The sequence below is a fragment of the Mesorhizobium sp. WSM4815 genome (assembly GCF_055811575.1).
In genome coordinates this window covers 399,965-415,237 of record NZ_JBVVQS010000101.1, presented here as the reverse complement: position 1 = coordinate 415,237, position 15,273 = coordinate 399,965, and the positions used below count along the sequence as shown (strand labels likewise).

Here is a 15,273-nt window from a genome sequence, read left to right as displayed (position 1 = left end):
GACCAAGCGCGCGTCGAACAAACCCAATCGCCCGCGGTCATCTCTCGATCAGGAGTCGGCGCTCTGGAAGAAAGACGCGGGCTGATCTGGCAACAGCAACATAGCCTTCCAAGCATGTCTTCGATCATTGCTTGAGGAACGCGCCCGTGTAGGTCTGGCCGGCAAGCCTGACGGTTCCCGCCAGGGTTCTGTCGGGCCGCATGACAAAACTGACGTCTGCGCCACTCGGCAGGCGCTCAAGCTTCAACGTAGTCCCCACGATTTTTCCAGTGCCGGCGGCCTCTCCCGGATGGTTGTCGCCCAGAGTTCCCCACGCATAGGTGACCGTCACCTTGCCATTGGAAGAAATCGTCTGAACAGCAAGTTTGGCGTCATACATCCCCTCCAATCGTCCGGCCCATAGACCCGAAAAAGCAGCATATTTTGTCGGGACGGTCTTGGCAGGGGGAGTGACCGCCACGGATTGATCAATAATTGCCGAGCCGGAAGGAACAGCGGCAGGATCCGAGGCGGTTTGGGCAGGAATGGGTCCAGGTCTTAACGCAGGTTCGACAGTGGGTCGCGGCGTTTCAGGCGCCGATTGGCACGCGGTTATGGCAAGCGCCGCGAAGCCAAGCATTGCGTTGCACATTCGGCGTGCCATCATCTGGTGCCCCGGCCATCTCTGAATCTAGCGCAGGCTAACCTTATCGCGCGTTTTCACGACCTCTGTCTACCCAAGATGTCTCGTAGAACAGCAGCTCGTCGAGGGACGTGCAGCGGTCGAAAGCGAACGCTTCCATTCGTCGCCAAAGCAACCGCCTTGGCGTCGGAAAATGTTTTAATTCAATTATTTACGCTAGAATTTTGATCTATTTTCCAGGCTTTTGGCTTTCAACCGCAGATGCCTAAGCTGCTATCGATGCAGTCGCTGCCGTTTCGGCGGCGACGCCGTCCACCATGACATGACTAATACCCCGCGAGCAGCGCTCGATTCTCGCCTCGACGCGGTACACATCACGCAATAGCGCCGGGGTGACAACCTCTTCCGGCGTGCCGCAGGCGACCATCCGGCCCTCGGCAATAACGATGCATTTGTCGGCGAAGCGTAGGGCCTGATTGAGATCGTGAATTGCGATCAGCACTGCGATCCCGTGCTTGCGCGCAAGCCCGCGCATGAAGGTCAGCACCTCTACCTGCCGGTGCAGGTCAAGCGCGGACGTCGGCTCGTCCATCAGCAGGATTTCAGGTTCGCGAGCCAGGGTCTGGGCGATGCTTACCACCTGCCTTTGCCCGCCGCTCAATTCTCCGACGTTGCGAAAGGCAAGATCCGAGATGCTGAGCGCGGCCAGGATGCCGTCTATGAGTGCGAGGTCGCCGTCGCTGACCGACCATGCCGAGCCCTGCTTGCGGGCGAGCAGAATCGATTCATAGACGGTCAGCACCGCGTTGGCTGCCGTATCCTGCGGCATATAGCAGATGCCGTCCGGCCCCTTCACCGCGCCCTCGAGGCAGACGCGTCCCGGGCCCTTCAGAAGTCCTGCGATGCGCTTGAACAGCGTCGACTTGCCCGCTGCGTTGGGTCCGATCACGGCGACAACCTCGCCACCCCGGAAAAGGGGAGTTGAAACATCCGAAAGGACGAGCCGCGCCCCGTGGAAGGCTCCGAGACCATCGAGCCTGATCGTTACCATGAGCGCCTCACATTCGAGAGGATCAGCGAGATGAAGAAGGGAATGCCGATAAGCGAGGTGACGATGCCGATCGGGAAGATCGTGCCTGGAACGAGCGACTTGCTGGCAACCGAACTCGCCGAAAGGATGAGCGCCCCCGAAAGCGCCGAGGCGGGCAGGAAGAAGCGCTGATCTTCTCCGATCAGCATGCGGGCGATGTGCGGACCGACAAGCCCGATGAAGCCGATCGTGCCGACGAAGGCGACGGGAATGGCAGCGAGGAGGCTCACCATCATCATGGTTTCGAGCCTGAGGCGTGCGACCTTGACGCCAAAGCTCGCGGCCTTGTCTTCGCCTAGCCGCAGCGCCGTCAGCGCCCAGGCGCGGCGCACGAATATCGGAAGTGTTGCGAGAAGGATGAGGCTGGTGATGATGAGCTTGGGCCAGGTGGCTTTGGTGAGGCTTCCCATCGTCCAGAACACGACCGCGGCGAGCGCCTGCTCGGAGGAAAGATACTGGACGAGCGACAGCAGCGCATTGAAGGTGAATACGAGCGCGATGCCGAGAAGCACGATGGTTTCGACCGTCACGCCGCGCTTGAGGCTCAGAAGATGGATGACGAGCGCGGTCAGCATCGCCACCACGAAGGCGTTCAGCGGCACGATATATTCGATCGCGGCCGGGATCAGCGCGACGCCGAAGGCGAGCGCGAGGGCTGCGCCAAAGCTGGCTGCCGCCGAAATGCCGAGCGTGAACGGGCTGGCGAGCGGATTGTTGAGGATTGTCTGCATCTGCGCACCGGCGACCGACAGTGCTGCGCCGACGACCACTGCCATGAGCGCGATGGGAAGCCGGATGTCCCACAACACGACGCGCACCTGAAGCGGCACACTGCCGGGAGAAACCAGGGCGAGCACCACCTGGTCGAGGCTATAGCTTGCGGGCCCGAGCGCGAGGTCGATGCAGAGGCTCAGCAGCAGCGCCAGGGCGAGCCCCGCCAGGATCAGCTGCTTGCGCAGGACAAGGGCGCGGTAGAGCCCGCGCCCTTGTTTGGCTGACAGTGCGGCCGGTTCACTGCTCATCGGAGAGCGAGACCCAATGGCCAGGCCTGTACCCGACCGGCAGGAACTTCTCGTGCAACTCCTTGAAGGTGGCCTCGGCGTCGAGATCGGCGAACAGGTCGGGATGCAGCCATTTGGCCATCTGCTGTATGGCGACGAACTGATAGGGGCTGTTGTAGAACTGGTGCCAGATGGCGTGGACCTGCCCGTTCTCCACCGCCTTGATGCCGGTTAGCGCGGGCCGCTCGGTCAGGCCCTTGAGTTTCTTCAGTGCCGCGGCTTCGTCGGCGCCGGGACCGACGCCGACCCATTTGCCGCCCGGCACATAGGCCTCCCAATTGCCGCCCGTCACAATCACCTGGTCGGGATCGCTGGCGATGATCTGTTCGGGATTGAGCGCGCCAAACGTGCCCGGGATCAGGTCGGCCGCGATATTGGCCCCGCCGGCCATGTCGACGAACTTGCCAAAATTGTCGTTGCCGAAGCTCATGCAGCAATCATCGGAATAGCCCCCGGCGCGATCGATGAACACGGTCGGGCGCTTGGGGTTCTTCTCTGCGATCACATCGGTGACGCGCGCGATCTGGGCCGCGCGGTAGGCGATGAACGCCTCGGCCCGCTGTTCTTGGCCAAGCAGCTTGCCGATCAGGCGCATGCTCGGCTCGGTGTTGGTGAAGGGTTGCTCGCGGAAATCGACATAGACCACCGGAATGCCGACGGCGGCGAGCTTCTCGATATATTGCGCGTCCTCGGTTGCCTGCTTGGACTCGATGTTCATGATCATCACGTCCGGGTCAAGTGCAATGGCCTGCTCGATGTCGAAGGTGCCGTCCTTGAAACCGCCGAAGGTCGGTATCGCCGCCATCGACGGGAATTTTTCCAGATAGACGGCGTAATTGTCCGGATCGGCCTGGGAGAAATCCTCGCGCCAGCCAACGATGCGCTTGAAAGGGTTGTCGGAATCGAGCGCGGCGATCAGGTAGATCTGCCGGCCTTCGCCGAGGATGACCTTCTCGACCGGCGTCTTCACCTCGACCTTGCGGCCGGCAATGTCAGTGACGGTCTCGGCGCGCGCGCCTGGGGTAAGCGGCATCAAGGCCGCGAGCGCGACCGCGGCCGCAAATATCGATCTCAAAATCATTGGGCTCTCGCAATTCAGTTGCCGGCCCCGCTTATGAAACATGAATTGTATAATCAAGAATTTTCTTTTAGAGCAATTCCAATGTAGCCGCTTTGGGGAGTGCGTTTCGGGCAATGAGGGCTCACGCAAACTATTCGCTGCGCGACGAGATTCGGGACTATTGGTCCGACCGAGCCGAGACATTCGACCTGCAGGTCGGCCACGAGATTTTTTCCGAGCAGGAGCGTGCCGCCTGGCACGCGCTCTTAACCACACACCTTGGGCCAGGCGCCGGACGGGCGTCTCTGGATGTCGCCTGCGGGACTGGCGTCATTTCGCATCTGATGCACGATCTGGGCTTTGTGGTGACAGGCCTCGACTGGTCGGAAGCCATGCTTGCCAAGGCGCGCGCCAAGGCACAAAAACGCGGCGCCGATATCCGCTTCATCGTGAGGGATGCAGAACGCACGCTCGAGGACAGGGCGAGCTACGATGTCATCGTCACCCGTCACCTGGTCTGGACGCTGCTGGATCCGAAGGCGGCCTTTGCCGAATGGTTCTCGCTGCTGAAGCCCGGTGGCAGGCTGCTGGTCATCGACGGCGATTTTGTCAGCCGCAACTGGGCGACGCGTATGCGGGAACTTTGGGAGAAGCTCACGGCCGGCAAGTCCCAGGTCTCGGACGATGACGGCGCCACCATGGCCAGACGTCACCAGAACATTCTTGCCCGTGTCTATTTCTCAGGCGGCGCACGGGCGGAAGAGATAGTTCGCTTGCTGGCCGAAGCCGGGTTCGAGCAGCCGGTCGTGGACTGGAAACTGGGCGCGATCCATCGCGCCCAGGCTCGACGGATGAGTTGGCCCAAGGCGCTCGAACGCGCCACTCAACACCGCTTCGCGATCTGCGCGACAAAGCCGCAGTAAACGACTCGGCGCTGCATGGAGCGGGCGCGGCACGACAGGCAATGGCTGCCGGTCTGCGTCAGCTCAGATGCGCCACCGAGGATTATTTCTTCTGGTTGGCGTCCTGCAGGATCATTGCCGATGCCTTCTCCGCGATCATGACCACGGGAGAGTTGGTGTTGCCGGAAACGATCGTCGGCATGATCGAAGCGTCGACGACGCGCAGGCCAGAAATGCCGTGCACCCGCAGCCGGCCGTCGACCACTGCCGTCGAGCCTGCGCCCATCTTGCAGGTGCCGACCGGGTGGAAAATCGTGGTGCCGATATCGCCGGCCTTGCGGACGAGTTCTTCGTCGCTTTCATAATGTGCGCCGGGCAGCATTTCCTCAGGCGCGTAACGGGCAATGGCGCGCGCCTTCATCAAGCGGCGGACGTGGCGGAGCGATGCCACAGCCACGGTCCTGTCCCCCCTGGTAGACAAATAGTTCGGCCGGATCTTCGGAGCCGCCTGCGGATCGGACGCCTCCATGTGGACGGTGCCGCGGCTTTCCGGTCTGAGATTGCAGACCGAAACCGTGACCGCGGGGAAACGATGCAGCGGCTCGCCCAGCCGGTCAGTGCTCAACGGTTGGACATGGTATTCGAGATCGGGCGTCTCCAGGCGTGGGTCGCTTCTGGCGAAGATGCCAAGCTGGCTCGGCGCCATCGACAGCGGTCCGCTGCGACGGATAGCGTATTCGACGCCCATGGCCGCGCGGCTGAACAGATTGTGGTAGCGCTGGTTTAGCGTCGAGGCGTTGGCGACCTTGAAGACTGTGCGGATCTGCAGATGATCCTGCAAGTTCTCGCCGACGCCTTCCAGCGCGTGGCGAACCGGGATTCCTGCTGCGCCAAGCACGGCAGGTCGGCCGACGCCGGAAAGCTCGAGCAGCTTCGGCGAATTGATCGCGCCGGCGGCAAGGATCGTCTCGCCTGCCCGCGCACGATGCAGTTGGCCGCCCATGCGAAAGACAACGCCGGTAACGCAAGCTCCGTCGAAATCCAGCATCTCGGTCTCGGCGCCGGTGACGACGCGCAAATTCGGCCGTCGCAGCGCGCTGCGCAGGAACGCCTTAGAGGTATTCCAGCGCACGCCTTTCCTCTGGTTGACCTCGAAATAGCCCGACCCTTCGTTGGTCCCGCCGTTGAAATCCTCGGTCCGGGGGATGCCGAGTTCCTCGGCAGCATCGCGGAAGGCATCCAGGATTGGCCACGACAGGCGCTGGCGCTCGACGCGCCATTCGCCACCGGCGCCGTGAAGGTCGTTGGCGCCACCAAAATGGTCCTCGGACTTGCGGAAATACGGAAGCACGTCATCCCAGCCCCAACCGAGATTCCCGGCTTGCCGCCAACCATCATAGTCGGCCGCCTGGCCACGCATGTAGATCATGCCGTTGATCGACGAGCAGCCGCCCAGAAGCTTGCCGCGCGGATAGTTGAGCGCACGACCGTTCAGCCCGGGCTCCGGCTCGGTCTTCATCAGCCAATCGGTGCGCGGGTTGCCCATGCAGTAGAGATAGCCGATGGGAATGCTGACCCAGTGATAGCGATCGCTGCCGCCGGCTTCCAGAAGCAGCACGCGCATGCCTGGATTGGCCGACAGTCTGTTGGCCAGCACGCAGCCGGCTGAACCCGCGCCGACGATGATGAAGTCGTACTGTCCAAAATCGGCAGCGGTCTGTGTCAATTGGACGTCCGTTCGCTTGCCATCCTGTCCCATAGCGGACCCATGGCCTTGTTGATCTCACCATAGAGACGATAGCGCCGCTCATAGACCGGTGCGATCGCGCAATTGGGCTGGTAGAATCGGTCGGGCGCGGTCATAGCGGCGGCGCCCGCAGAGAAGTCGGCAAATAAGCCGACGCCTGTCCCGGCTGCAATCGCAGCTCCCAGCGCACCTGTCTCACGGCTGCGCGCCACGGTCACCGGCACGTCCAGCACATCTGCGAATATCTGCGGCCAAACGGCGCTGCGCGAGCCGCCGCCCGAAAGAACCGCCTGGCTGACAACGGCTCCCGCTCGACGCAACGTCTCGACATGGCGCCGGTGCTCGAAGACGACGCCCTCGAACAGTGCGCGCAGCATATGAGCCCGCGTGTGCCAGCCGGCGATGCCGTAGAGACCGGCACGCGCCTTGCCATTCTGCTGCGAGCCGTAAAGGAATGGGTGGTAGATCGGCATGTCTCCCGCGGGATCGACGGAAGCAACAAGCTCGCTGCAGATCTCGAATGGCGATGCGCCTGCCGGCGGCGCATGCTCGAAGAACTCACGCACGATCCACTCGAGATTTGCGGCCGAAGTGGCGCTCGATTCGATGGCGAGATAGCGCAGCGGATCGAAGGTCGACAGCATGAAGATAGACGGATCGCGGATCGGCTCCTGGGTGATAACCTGGTTGATGCTCCAGGTGCCGGCAATGATCGAGGCGGCGCCGGTGCTGGTGACGCCCGAACCGATGGCGCTGGCGACGACGTCGAACAGGCCCGCCACCACAGGCGTGCCCGCAAGAAGGCCGGTGGCAGCGGCGACATCGCGCGTGACATGGCCGGCGATGGCGGAGGCTTCCAGCACGTTCGGCAGCAGTTCCATGCAATCGTCGAGACCATAGGCGGCCAGCAACTCAGGCTCGTAGCGTCGGCCGGGCATGTGCAAAAGCCCGCAGCCCGACATATCCGAGGTCTCGGTCGAGCGCGTGCCGGTGAGGCGGTTGACGATAAAATCCTTGCACAGGAAGACGGTGCCTATTTTGGCAAAAAGTGCCGGATCATGGCGCTTGAGCCACGCCAGCAGAGTCGGCGTCTGCGCCGCCCAGGGCCGTTGCAGGCAGTGGACATAGGTCCGGTCGCCAACGCCTGCGGCCGCCCATTCGCTGACGATGCCGACGCCGCGCGTGTCGAGCGACTGGATGCCGAGCAGCGGGTCGCCGCCGCGGTCCAGCGCATAGAGCCCGTTGCCGTGGCCGGCGCAGCCGATCACCGCGATGTCGCGGGGGTCGATGCCCGACTGGTCGAGGCACTGGCGGATGACCTCGACGGCGTTGCGCCACAATTCGCCGAGGTCCCGCTCGACATGGCCGGGCTCTGGCATGCAGGAACGGCCGTCGCGAGCGGCAAGTGCGAGTTCGCGACCGGCGGTGTCGAAGATGATGGCCTTGATGACGGTGTTGCCCGCATCAAGGCCAAGAATGTATCGCTGCATTGAAGCTCCTCCCAAGCTGCAAAGATTATTCTTGCTGGTAGAGCTCCCAGGCCGCCGCGCCGTCGGCATTCTCATGGATGATCGCCATCAATCCTCTCACGACGGCACGAGGGTTGGAATGCTGGTATATGTTGCGGCCATAGACCATGCCTGCCGCGCCTTGTGCCATCAGCGCCGCCGACTTGTCGAAGACGGCGCGCAAATCCGCCCTGCCCCCACCGCGCACAAGGACAGGACAGCGTGCCGCAGCCACCACCCGGTGGAAGTCGTTCGGATCGGTCGTCGGATCCGCCTTGATGATGTCGGCGCCCATCTCGCTGGCGAGCCGGGTCAGGGTGACGATCTTTTCGGGGTCGCCGTCGACCATGTAGCCTCCGCGCTCTGAATTGGGCAGCATTGCCAGCGGCTCGATCATCAGCGGCAAGCCATATCTTTCACAGTCGGCGCGAACCCTGGCAATGTTGTGGACGCATTGCCGAAACAGGTCCGGCTCGTCGGGCAGCATGAACAGATTGACGACCACGCAGGCCGCGTCCATCTCCAGCGCGCCGATCAGCGGCTCGGCTTCGTTCTGCAGGATGGCCCAGATCGAGCGATGGCGGGTTTTGTTGTATGGATTACCCATGTCTATGCGCATGACCAATGCCGGCTTGTCCTTGCCAGGCAGGGACTGCAGCAGATCGGCCTGGCCATAATTCATCTGAATGGCGTCCGGCCCCGCGGCGACCAGCTGGGCGACGACGCCGGCCATATCCTCCAGCCCTTCCAGGAACGACGGCTCGTTGCATACGCCATGGTCGATTGCGACGTCGAGACAGCGCGCCCCGCCGAACAGCCGGTTCATGCGGACTTTCTTGTTGATGCGCATTCGGCGCTCCTTCCTTGGTCTTTTTGCGATAGCTGGTCGAGATCGACGCCGTGCTGGCGCTGCAGCAGGGCGAGGAAATCGGTGCGCTCGAATACCCGGCGCGCAGCGTCCCAGCTCTTTTCGACTGCGAGAATATCGAGAACCGCATCGAGAAGGTCGCAAGAGAGTGCACCGGTGATGGCAATTGTCGTGCGGCGGAGCAGCAGGTCCTCCAACTGCTCGACATATTCATTGGCGATGAGATACTGGATCTCCCGGACCGAGTAGTCGCTGCCAGGCAAGAGCTCGTCCTGTCCCGCTGCCAAAAAAGCGGCGACGGCATCCGCCACGGTGCCGTAGCGCTCGAACAGGCTGCTCATGCGGGCAAGCGACAGGCCATGCACCGCCGCGCGTTCTGCGCACCATTTTTCGGGGGCCATGGGAAAATTCCGGCCGCCGCCGATCGGCATGTTTTCGGTGCCGACGATGCGCTGTCGGCACAATCGCTCGAGCACGATATCCGCTGCCAGTTCGCCGAACGACCGGAAGGTTGTCCATTTCCCGCCGATCATGCACAGCGTCGGCGGCACCATACCGGCGCCCTCGATGAGCTCGCAGAAATGATCGCGGGGAATGCGCCCGGTAAAACTGTCCCGGCTTATCGGTAGCGGCCTCACCCCGGTGAACTGAAAGACGATGTCGGTATCAGTGATCTCGATCCCGGGAAACACGAAGGACACGGACTGCCGGATGTATTGCCGCTCGTCGTCCTCGCAGCGCGCCTGGTCGGGATCGTCGGCACGGATATCCGTCGAGCCGACCAGCACATTGCCGAGATAGGGGAACAGGATGCAGATCCGGCCGTCCTCGTTCTCGTAATAGATCATGTGGCCGTCGAGCGCGTCGTGAAGCTCGCGACTGTCGACGATCAGATGCGATCCTTTAGTGCCACCCATAAATTTCGGCGCAACGGCTCCGATAGCCGAATTGGTCAGGTCGATCCAGCCGCCTGTGGCGTTGACGACGAGCCGCGGCTTCACGGCAACTGTTTCGCCAGACAGTCCGTCGTTAAGCGCAAGGCCCGCGTCACCGAGCGATACGCGTGCATAGTTGAGCGCTCGAGCCGATGGCTTTTCGTTCATGGTGTCGCGCAGCATCTCGGTACCCAGCCGCTCGGGGTGGCTGACCCAGGCGTCATAGTATGTCGCCGAATTGCGGATAGCAGGATTGATTGCAGGCCAGACCTTGAGTGTTTCAGCACGGCTCCTGAACTTGTGCGTCGGGACGATACGCCGTGCGGCGGTGAAGAAGTCATACATCGCCAGGCCGGTCTTGATGACCAATGCGCCGCGCCGACCCGGACGACGGCTTAGCCCAAGGAAGCGGAATGCGCCATTTGCGATGCCTGAGAAAAGGTCGAAGATAGGCACTGTGGTTGGCAATGGCGCAACGCAATGCGGCGCGTTCTTCAATAGCCGATCGCGTTCGAGCAGTGATTCGCGGACCAGCTTGAACTCGCCGTTTTCAAGGTAGCGCAAGCCGCCATGAACCATGCGCGAGAGGGCTGCGCTGGCGCCGCAACAATAATCGCCCTTTTCAGCGAGCAGGACATCGACGCCCTGCAAAGCGAGCTCGCGAAACACGCTGATGCCGTTGATGCCGCCGCCTATCACGAGGACGTCAACATCGGGGTTCTCGCGCAAGCCGGCGATCGTCTGGATGCGATTCATCTCAGGACGCGCTTTCGATCACGCGTCTATCGCTACGAGATGCCCGGCCACCGCCGCATCGATCGTCCCCAGTTCCGCCGCGCTGAGCAAGATCTCCCCTGCCCTGGCGTTGTCGAGCGCCTGCGTCGCGTTTCGCGCTCCACACAACGCGAAGGTGATGCCGGGTTGCGCCAGCGTCCAGGCGATGACGATCTGCGCCATGCTTGCCTGGTGGACCTCAGCGACCGGGGTCAGGGCATGTTTCAGCGCGGCTACCTTGCGCCGGTTGGCCTGAGAGAATCGAGGATTGTCCTTGCGCTGGTCGTCGCCGCTGAACTCACGCGCCGGATCGATGGCGCCCGAGAGCAGGCCGAGTGCAAGCGACGAGTAACTGAGTGCTGCAACTTGATGCTGGCGCGCGATCGGCAGCAATGTCTGCTCGATCTCGCGATCCAGCATCGAATATCTTTCCTGGATCGCGTCGAGCTGGCCAGCGGCGACATACTGCTGCAGCTCGGCAGCATTGAGATTGCTGGCGCCGATGGCGCGGATCTTGCCAGCGGATTTGAGGCGTTCGAGCGCTTCCATTGTTTCGGCAATGGGTGTCGTCGGATCCTGCCAGTGGGTGATGTAGAGATCGATATAGTCGGTGCCGAGCCGCCGCAGGCTCTGTTCCACTTCATAAGCGATGCCGTCGGCGCCCAGATATCGGTTCACCGGCGTTCCATCCTGATCGAAGAAGTGGTTGCCCTTTTTCGAATGCCAGTTGAGGCCGCATTTGCTGGCGATGACCGCGCGGTCGCGCCGGCCCTTGATGGCCTTGCCGACGATCTCTTCGCTGCGGCCAAGACCGTAAGCCGGCGCGGTGTCGATCAGCGAAACGCCGGCATCGAAGGACGCCTGGATGGCGGCGATCGATTCTGCTTCATCCGTGCCACCCCACATCCAGCCGCCGATGGCCCAGGTGCCGAGTCCCACCGCCGAAGCGACAACGCCGGACTTGCCGATTGAGCGGGTGATTTGTCGAGTATTCATGCTGCATTTCCTTCGGCGAGCTCGAGGATCTTCAAGCCGGTGGTTTCGTCGGTGACGAGAGTGTCTAGGTGAGAGCCGCGCATGGCACTGAGGATCGGGACCACCTTGCTGGCGCCGCTTGCGACCCCGATCGACTGCGGAATGGTCGCGAATTCCTCGAGCGTCAGCGAGACCAGTGAGCGGTTGAGGCTGTAGTCGGCGAGCTTGCCGTCGCCGTCTATGAGATGGGCGAGCAGCTCGCCCGCCGCGCCCGAGCGCTCGATGGCCAGCCGGTCGGCGCTCGAGGATGGGTGCAGATCGTAGTAGCTCGAATCGTCGGCCAGGATGGAGCCGATGCCGACGACCGCAAGCGTTGCTTCGCGCGCCTTGTTGAAGACGTCCGAAACGGCCCGGACGCCCATCAGCATGTCACGTTGGGCCGGGCTGTCGGCAAACAGCGGCGCGTGAATCTGATAGGCGCGCCCGCCGAGCTTGTCGGCCATCAGAGACGCGACATGATTGACGTCGGTGTAATGCTTGCCCTGGACCAGGCCGGTCGCGGGAACAACCTCGACGTCGTAGCTGCGGCTCGGCTTGAGGCCGGCGACGACGGCACTCACCCCCTTGCCCCCGGTGATGGAAATCGTGTCGCCGTCCTTGATCGTCTCGAGCACCAGCCTGGCTGCGGCCTCACCGACACGCTGAAGCGCAGTCTGCGGATTGTCCGAAACGGAGGGGACGACGACGGCCCTTTGGAGTCCACCGATCGCGACAAGTCGCGCCTCGATGTCGATCAGTTGCTCGACCGGCGACTTGATCTTGATCTCGACAAGCCCGAGTTGATGACCGCGTTTGATGAGGCGGTTGACGGTCGCATGCGAGATGCCGAGCTCCTTGGCGATTTCCGCCTGCGTCTTGGCTTCCATGTAATGAAGCACAAGCGCCTGATACATCTGGCGGACGATCGTGACGTCGTCCCGCGAATTGGGTGGTGACATGATGGATGCTCAACTCTCGCGCTGCTGCTCAGGACTTCCTGCGGTGCAGGAAGTGGTCGATCGATACCGCCGCGAGCAGGATGCATCCCTTGATCATGTCCTGCCAATAGACGGAAACGTCGAGCAGGATCAGCGAGCTTGTGACGACCGAGAGCAGCGCCATGCCCAGTATGGCGCCGAAGATGGTGCCCGAGCCGCCATTGAGCGATGCTCCGCCAATCACCGCCGCGGCGATGATGTTGAGCTCCATGCCAGCGCCGAAGGTCGGGGTCGCAGCGCCAAAGCGTGACATATAGATGACGCCGGCAAAGCCCGCGAGGGTGGAGCAGAGAACCGTGACCCAGAATTTGACCTGCTTGGTCTTGATGCCTGAAAATTGGGCCGCCTTCTCGTTGCTGCCGGTATAAAAGACCTTGCGGAAGGCCGTGGCACGCCGAAGCAGAAAATCGAATATGGCCACGACCACAACAAAGATGACGATGACATAAGGCACATTGCCGAAGCTGCCCTGGCCGATCGCCTTGAACCCGGGCGGCAGGGTGAACAGCGACAGCGGGGTTCCCTTGGTGATGACAAGGCAGAGACCGCGCACGATCACCATCGCCGCCAGCGATGTGATGAAGTGATTGAGCCCGATAACGGTCACGAAGAAGCCCATCACCGCGCCGATCAGCGCGCTGGCGCCTATGCCGATGAGGCTCGCGGTCCACGGGTCCAGACCCATCAGGAACAGAGCGCCTGACACGACCATGGAGAAGCAGACCACCGACCCGACGGAAAGGTCGATGCCGCCGACAATGAGGAGTATCGTCATGCCGACCACGACGATGCCTTCAATGGAGAAGCTCATCAGCATGGCGCGGAAATTTCCCCAAGTCAGGAAATGCGGCGAAGCGAATGTCATGGCGATGCACAGCGCCAGCATGATAGCGATCAGCCCCGCCTCGCGCATCGACCCAAGACGCAGCCAGTTGCGCCCGCCAAGCCCGGGGGCGCTCGCCTTGATTTCAGCGTCCATGAGGATTCCTCCGGCCTGTCTAAGCGACATTCTGAACCTGCCTTGCGTTTGATCGTTGCTGCCGGAGACCCGAAGCCAGCAGCATGATTGCCTCTTCGGTCAATTCGTCAGCCCCCAGTTCGCCGACGATGGCACCTTCGTGTATGACAAGCACCCGGTCGCTCAGTCCGATCAATTCCGGAAGCTCGGATGAAATCACGATGACGCCGACGCCCCGCTCGGCGAGATCGCGCAGCAGGCGATGAATTTCCACTTTGGCGCCGACATCGACCCCGCGTGTGGGTTCGTCCAGAATGACCACTTTGGGGCCGACCGACAGAAGCCTGGCGATGGCGACTTTCTGCTGGTTGCCACCGCTGAGCGTCGACACCTGTGTCTCGATGCCGCCCATGCGCACACCGTGGCGCACGACCAGGTCAGTGGCTTGCTTTGCCTCGGCGCGGCGATCGAGCAGCCCAAGCGGCGTGGTCAGCTTCCGAAGGTCGAGCGCGGAGATATTGGATGCAACCGACAGGTCGAGGAACAGGCCCGACGCCTTGCGGTCCTCCGAGAGGTAGACGAGGCCTGCGCGCACCGCATCGCTGTAGGTCCTGATGCTGACCGGCTCGCCATTGAGTTCGACTGATCCCGACACTTTCGGGCGCAAGCCGCAAACGGTTTGGACCATCTCGCTGCGACCGGCGCCAATCAACCCGCCAACGCCAAGAATTTCGCCTGCTCGAAGCGTGAAACCGACGCCAGCGGAACCCTGTCGATAGGAGAGATTTTCGACCGACAGCACAGGGCGGTCCGTACGCCGTTCAGGCGAGAGCTTTTGCGGATAGAGCTGCGTGATTTCGCGCCCGACCATCTTGCGCACGACATCATTGGGAGTGACCGAAGCGATGGAATCGGTCGCTACGTATCTGCCGTCACGAAACACCGTGACGCGGTCGCACAGGCTGAAGATCTCCGCCATGCGATGGCTGATGTAGATGATTGAAATTCCGCGCGCCTTGAGATCGCGGACGATTGCGAAAAGGCGCTGCGCCTCGGTCTCGGTCAGCGCGGCCGTCGGCTCGTCGAGCATTAGCACCCGGCATTCGAGCGTCAGCGCCTTGGCGATTTCCACAAGTTGCTGGTTGGAAATAGAAAGATCGGCGACTGGCGTCTCGACCGGGATCGGTGCCAGCAGGTCCATTATCTTCTGCGCATCGGCGTAGAGCCGGCGAAAATTCATCAGCGGCGCGCGCCGATTGTTGACGGCCGCCATGAGGATATTCTCGGCCACCGTGGCATCCTGGCAGAGCGCGATTTCCTGATGGACGAGGCCTATGCCAAGCCGCTGCGCGGCGGATGGCGATGTGATGGTGACGTTCTTGCCTTCGAGACGAATGGCGCCTTCGTCGGGCTGCACAATGCCGGCGATGATATTCATCAGCGTGGACTTTCCCGCACCGTTCTCGCCGCACAGCGCATGAATTTCGCCGCGCTGCAGCGTGAAATCGACCCCGGTCAGCGCTTTGATGGCGGCGAACGATTTCGAGATGTCGCGGATTTCAAGAATGGCGGCGGCAGTCACTCCGTCCCCCTTCAGCGTTGAAATTGATGATATGGCCCGGGGTCGAGGGGGGGGGGGCCCGCCCCCCCCCCCCCCCGACGACCCAAGAAAACCCGAAACAGCGGGGCGGAAGTCTAGAAGAGCAATGGTACAGGGCCCAAGACGGGTGGGTAGG

13 protein-coding genes are annotated in these 15,273 nt (G+C 62.3%); 1 reads left to right on the top strand and 12 read right to left on the bottom strand.

Translation table 11 applies throughout. The annotated features are described in order from the left end of the window. Positions 1–124: 124 nt before the first annotated feature. The 4 genes from AC0L2B_RS27470 to AC0L2B_RS27455 form a co-directional block, all read right to left on the bottom strand. Complete coding sequence (locus AC0L2B_RS27470) at positions 125–379, bottom strand: hypothetical protein (RefSeq protein WP_473519781.1); 255 nt, start codon at positions 377–379, stop codon at positions 125–127. Positions 380–887: 508 nt separating this feature from the next. Further along, entirely contained in the window at positions 888–1,673 is a 786-nt protein-coding gene (locus AC0L2B_RS27465; protein WP_473747564.1) for an ABC transporter ATP-binding protein, read from the bottom strand. Beyond that, positions 1,667–2,734, bottom strand: a complete 1,068-nt coding sequence (locus AC0L2B_RS27460; protein ID WP_027156395.1) for a FecCD family ABC transporter permease — start codon at positions 2,732–2,734, stop codon at positions 1,667–1,669. Before AC0L2B_RS27460 ends, AC0L2B_RS27465 begins: the two co-directional genes overlap by 7 nt. After that, on the bottom strand, positions 2,724–3,854 hold the full coding sequence (locus AC0L2B_RS27455; RefSeq protein ID WP_473747563.1) for an ABC transporter substrate-binding protein: 1,131 nt from the start codon (positions 3,852–3,854) through the stop codon (positions 2,724–2,726). Before AC0L2B_RS27455 ends, AC0L2B_RS27460 begins: the two co-directional genes overlap by 11 nt. A 113-nt stretch (positions 3,855–3,967) precedes the next feature. Between AC0L2B_RS27455 and AC0L2B_RS27450 the strand changes: the two genes are divergently transcribed. After that, positions 3,968–4,756 carry a class I SAM-dependent methyltransferase gene (locus AC0L2B_RS27450; protein WP_473747562.1) on the top strand — a complete coding sequence of 263 codons (789 nt, stop codon included), beginning with the start codon at positions 3,968–3,970 and terminating at the stop codon, positions 4,754–4,756. Positions 4,757–4,838: 82 nt separating this feature from the next. On the opposite strand, the gene AC0L2B_RS27445 is transcribed toward AC0L2B_RS27450, so the two are convergent. From AC0L2B_RS27445 to AC0L2B_RS27410, 8 genes are read right to left on the bottom strand one after another with little or no spacing between them, the layout of a single operon-like run. After that, positions 4,839–6,461, bottom strand: coding sequence for a GMC family oxidoreductase (locus AC0L2B_RS27445; protein ID WP_473747561.1), 1,623 nt, complete (start codon positions 6,459–6,461; stop codon positions 4,839–4,841). Continuing rightward, positions 6,458–7,972, bottom strand: a complete 1,515-nt coding sequence (locus AC0L2B_RS27440; protein ID WP_473747559.1) for an FGGY-family carbohydrate kinase — start codon at positions 7,970–7,972, stop codon at positions 6,458–6,460. Before AC0L2B_RS27440 ends, AC0L2B_RS27445 begins: the two co-directional genes overlap by 4 nt. Positions 7,973–7,997: 25 nt before the next feature. Next, positions 7,998–8,840, bottom strand: a complete 843-nt coding sequence (locus AC0L2B_RS27435) for a class I fructose-bisphosphate aldolase (protein ID WP_473747557.1) — start codon at positions 8,838–8,840, stop codon at positions 7,998–8,000. Next, positions 8,813–10,549 (bottom strand): glycerol-3-phosphate dehydrogenase/oxidase, encoded by a 1,737-nt coding sequence (locus AC0L2B_RS27430; protein WP_473747556.1) that lies wholly within the window; start codon positions 10,547–10,549, stop codon positions 8,813–8,815. Before AC0L2B_RS27430 ends, AC0L2B_RS27435 begins: the two co-directional genes overlap by 28 nt. Positions 10,550–10,567: 18 nt before the next feature. Beyond that, entirely contained in the window at positions 10,568–11,563 is a 996-nt protein-coding gene (locus AC0L2B_RS27425) for an aldo/keto reductase (protein ID WP_473747554.1), read from the bottom strand. Continuing rightward, positions 11,560–12,540, bottom strand: coding sequence for a sugar-binding transcriptional regulator (locus AC0L2B_RS27420; protein WP_128167893.1), 981 nt, complete (start codon positions 12,538–12,540; stop codon positions 11,560–11,562). The genes AC0L2B_RS27425 and AC0L2B_RS27420 overlap by 4 nt, the downstream gene beginning before the upstream one ends. 28 nt (positions 12,541–12,568) lie before the next feature. Next, entirely contained in the window at positions 12,569–13,558 is a 990-nt protein-coding gene (locus tag AC0L2B_RS27415) for an ABC transporter permease (RefSeq protein WP_128245196.1), read from the bottom strand. A 19-nt stretch (positions 13,559–13,577) separates the two neighbouring features. Continuing rightward, positions 13,578–15,119: a sugar ABC transporter ATP-binding protein gene (locus AC0L2B_RS27410; RefSeq protein WP_473747553.1), complete on the bottom strand. Its 1,542-nt coding sequence runs from the start codon at positions 15,117–15,119 to the stop codon at positions 13,578–13,580. Positions 15,120–15,273 lie beyond the last annotated feature (154 nt).

What these genes read in the sequence shown, in the direction of transcription:
- AC0L2B_RS27455 (WP_473747563.1), bottom strand. Translation starts at nt 3,854, where the DNA reads ATGATTTTGAGATCGATATTTGCGGCCGCGGTCGCGCTCGCGGCCTTG.
- AC0L2B_RS27450 (WP_473747562.1), top strand. Translation starts at nt 3,968, where the DNA reads ATGAGGGCTCACGCAAACTATTCGCTGCGCGACGAGATTCGGGACTAT.
- AC0L2B_RS27470 (WP_473519781.1), bottom strand. Translation starts at nt 379, where the DNA reads ATGTATGACGCCAAACTTGCTGTTCAGACGATTTCTTCCAATGGCAAG.
- AC0L2B_RS27460 (WP_027156395.1), bottom strand. Translation starts at nt 2,734, where the DNA reads ATGAGCAGTGAACCGGCCGCACTGTCAGCCAAACAAGGGCGCGGGCTC.
- AC0L2B_RS27435 (WP_473747557.1), bottom strand. Translation starts at nt 8,840, where the DNA reads ATGCGCATCAACAAGAAAGTCCGCATGAACCGGCTGTTCGGCGGGGCG.
- AC0L2B_RS27430 (WP_473747556.1), bottom strand. Translation starts at nt 10,549, where the DNA reads ATGAATCGCATCCAGACGATCGCCGGCTTGCGCGAGAACCCCGATGTT.
- AC0L2B_RS27415 (WP_128245196.1), bottom strand. Translation starts at nt 13,558, where the DNA reads ATGGACGCTGAAATCAAGGCGAGCGCCCCCGGGCTTGGCGGGCGCAAC.
- AC0L2B_RS27425 (WP_473747554.1), bottom strand. Translation starts at nt 11,563, where the DNA reads ATGAATACTCGACAAATCACCCGCTCAATCGGCAAGTCCGGCGTTGTC.
- AC0L2B_RS27465 (WP_473747564.1), bottom strand. Translation starts at nt 1,673, where the DNA reads ATGGTAACGATCAGGCTCGATGGTCTCGGAGCCTTCCACGGGGCGCGG.
- AC0L2B_RS27440 (WP_473747559.1), bottom strand. Translation starts at nt 7,972, where the DNA reads ATGCAGCGATACATTCTTGGCCTTGATGCGGGCAACACCGTCATCAAG.
- AC0L2B_RS27420 (WP_128167893.1), bottom strand. Translation starts at nt 12,540, where the DNA reads ATGTCACCACCCAATTCGCGGGACGACGTCACGATCGTCCGCCAGATG.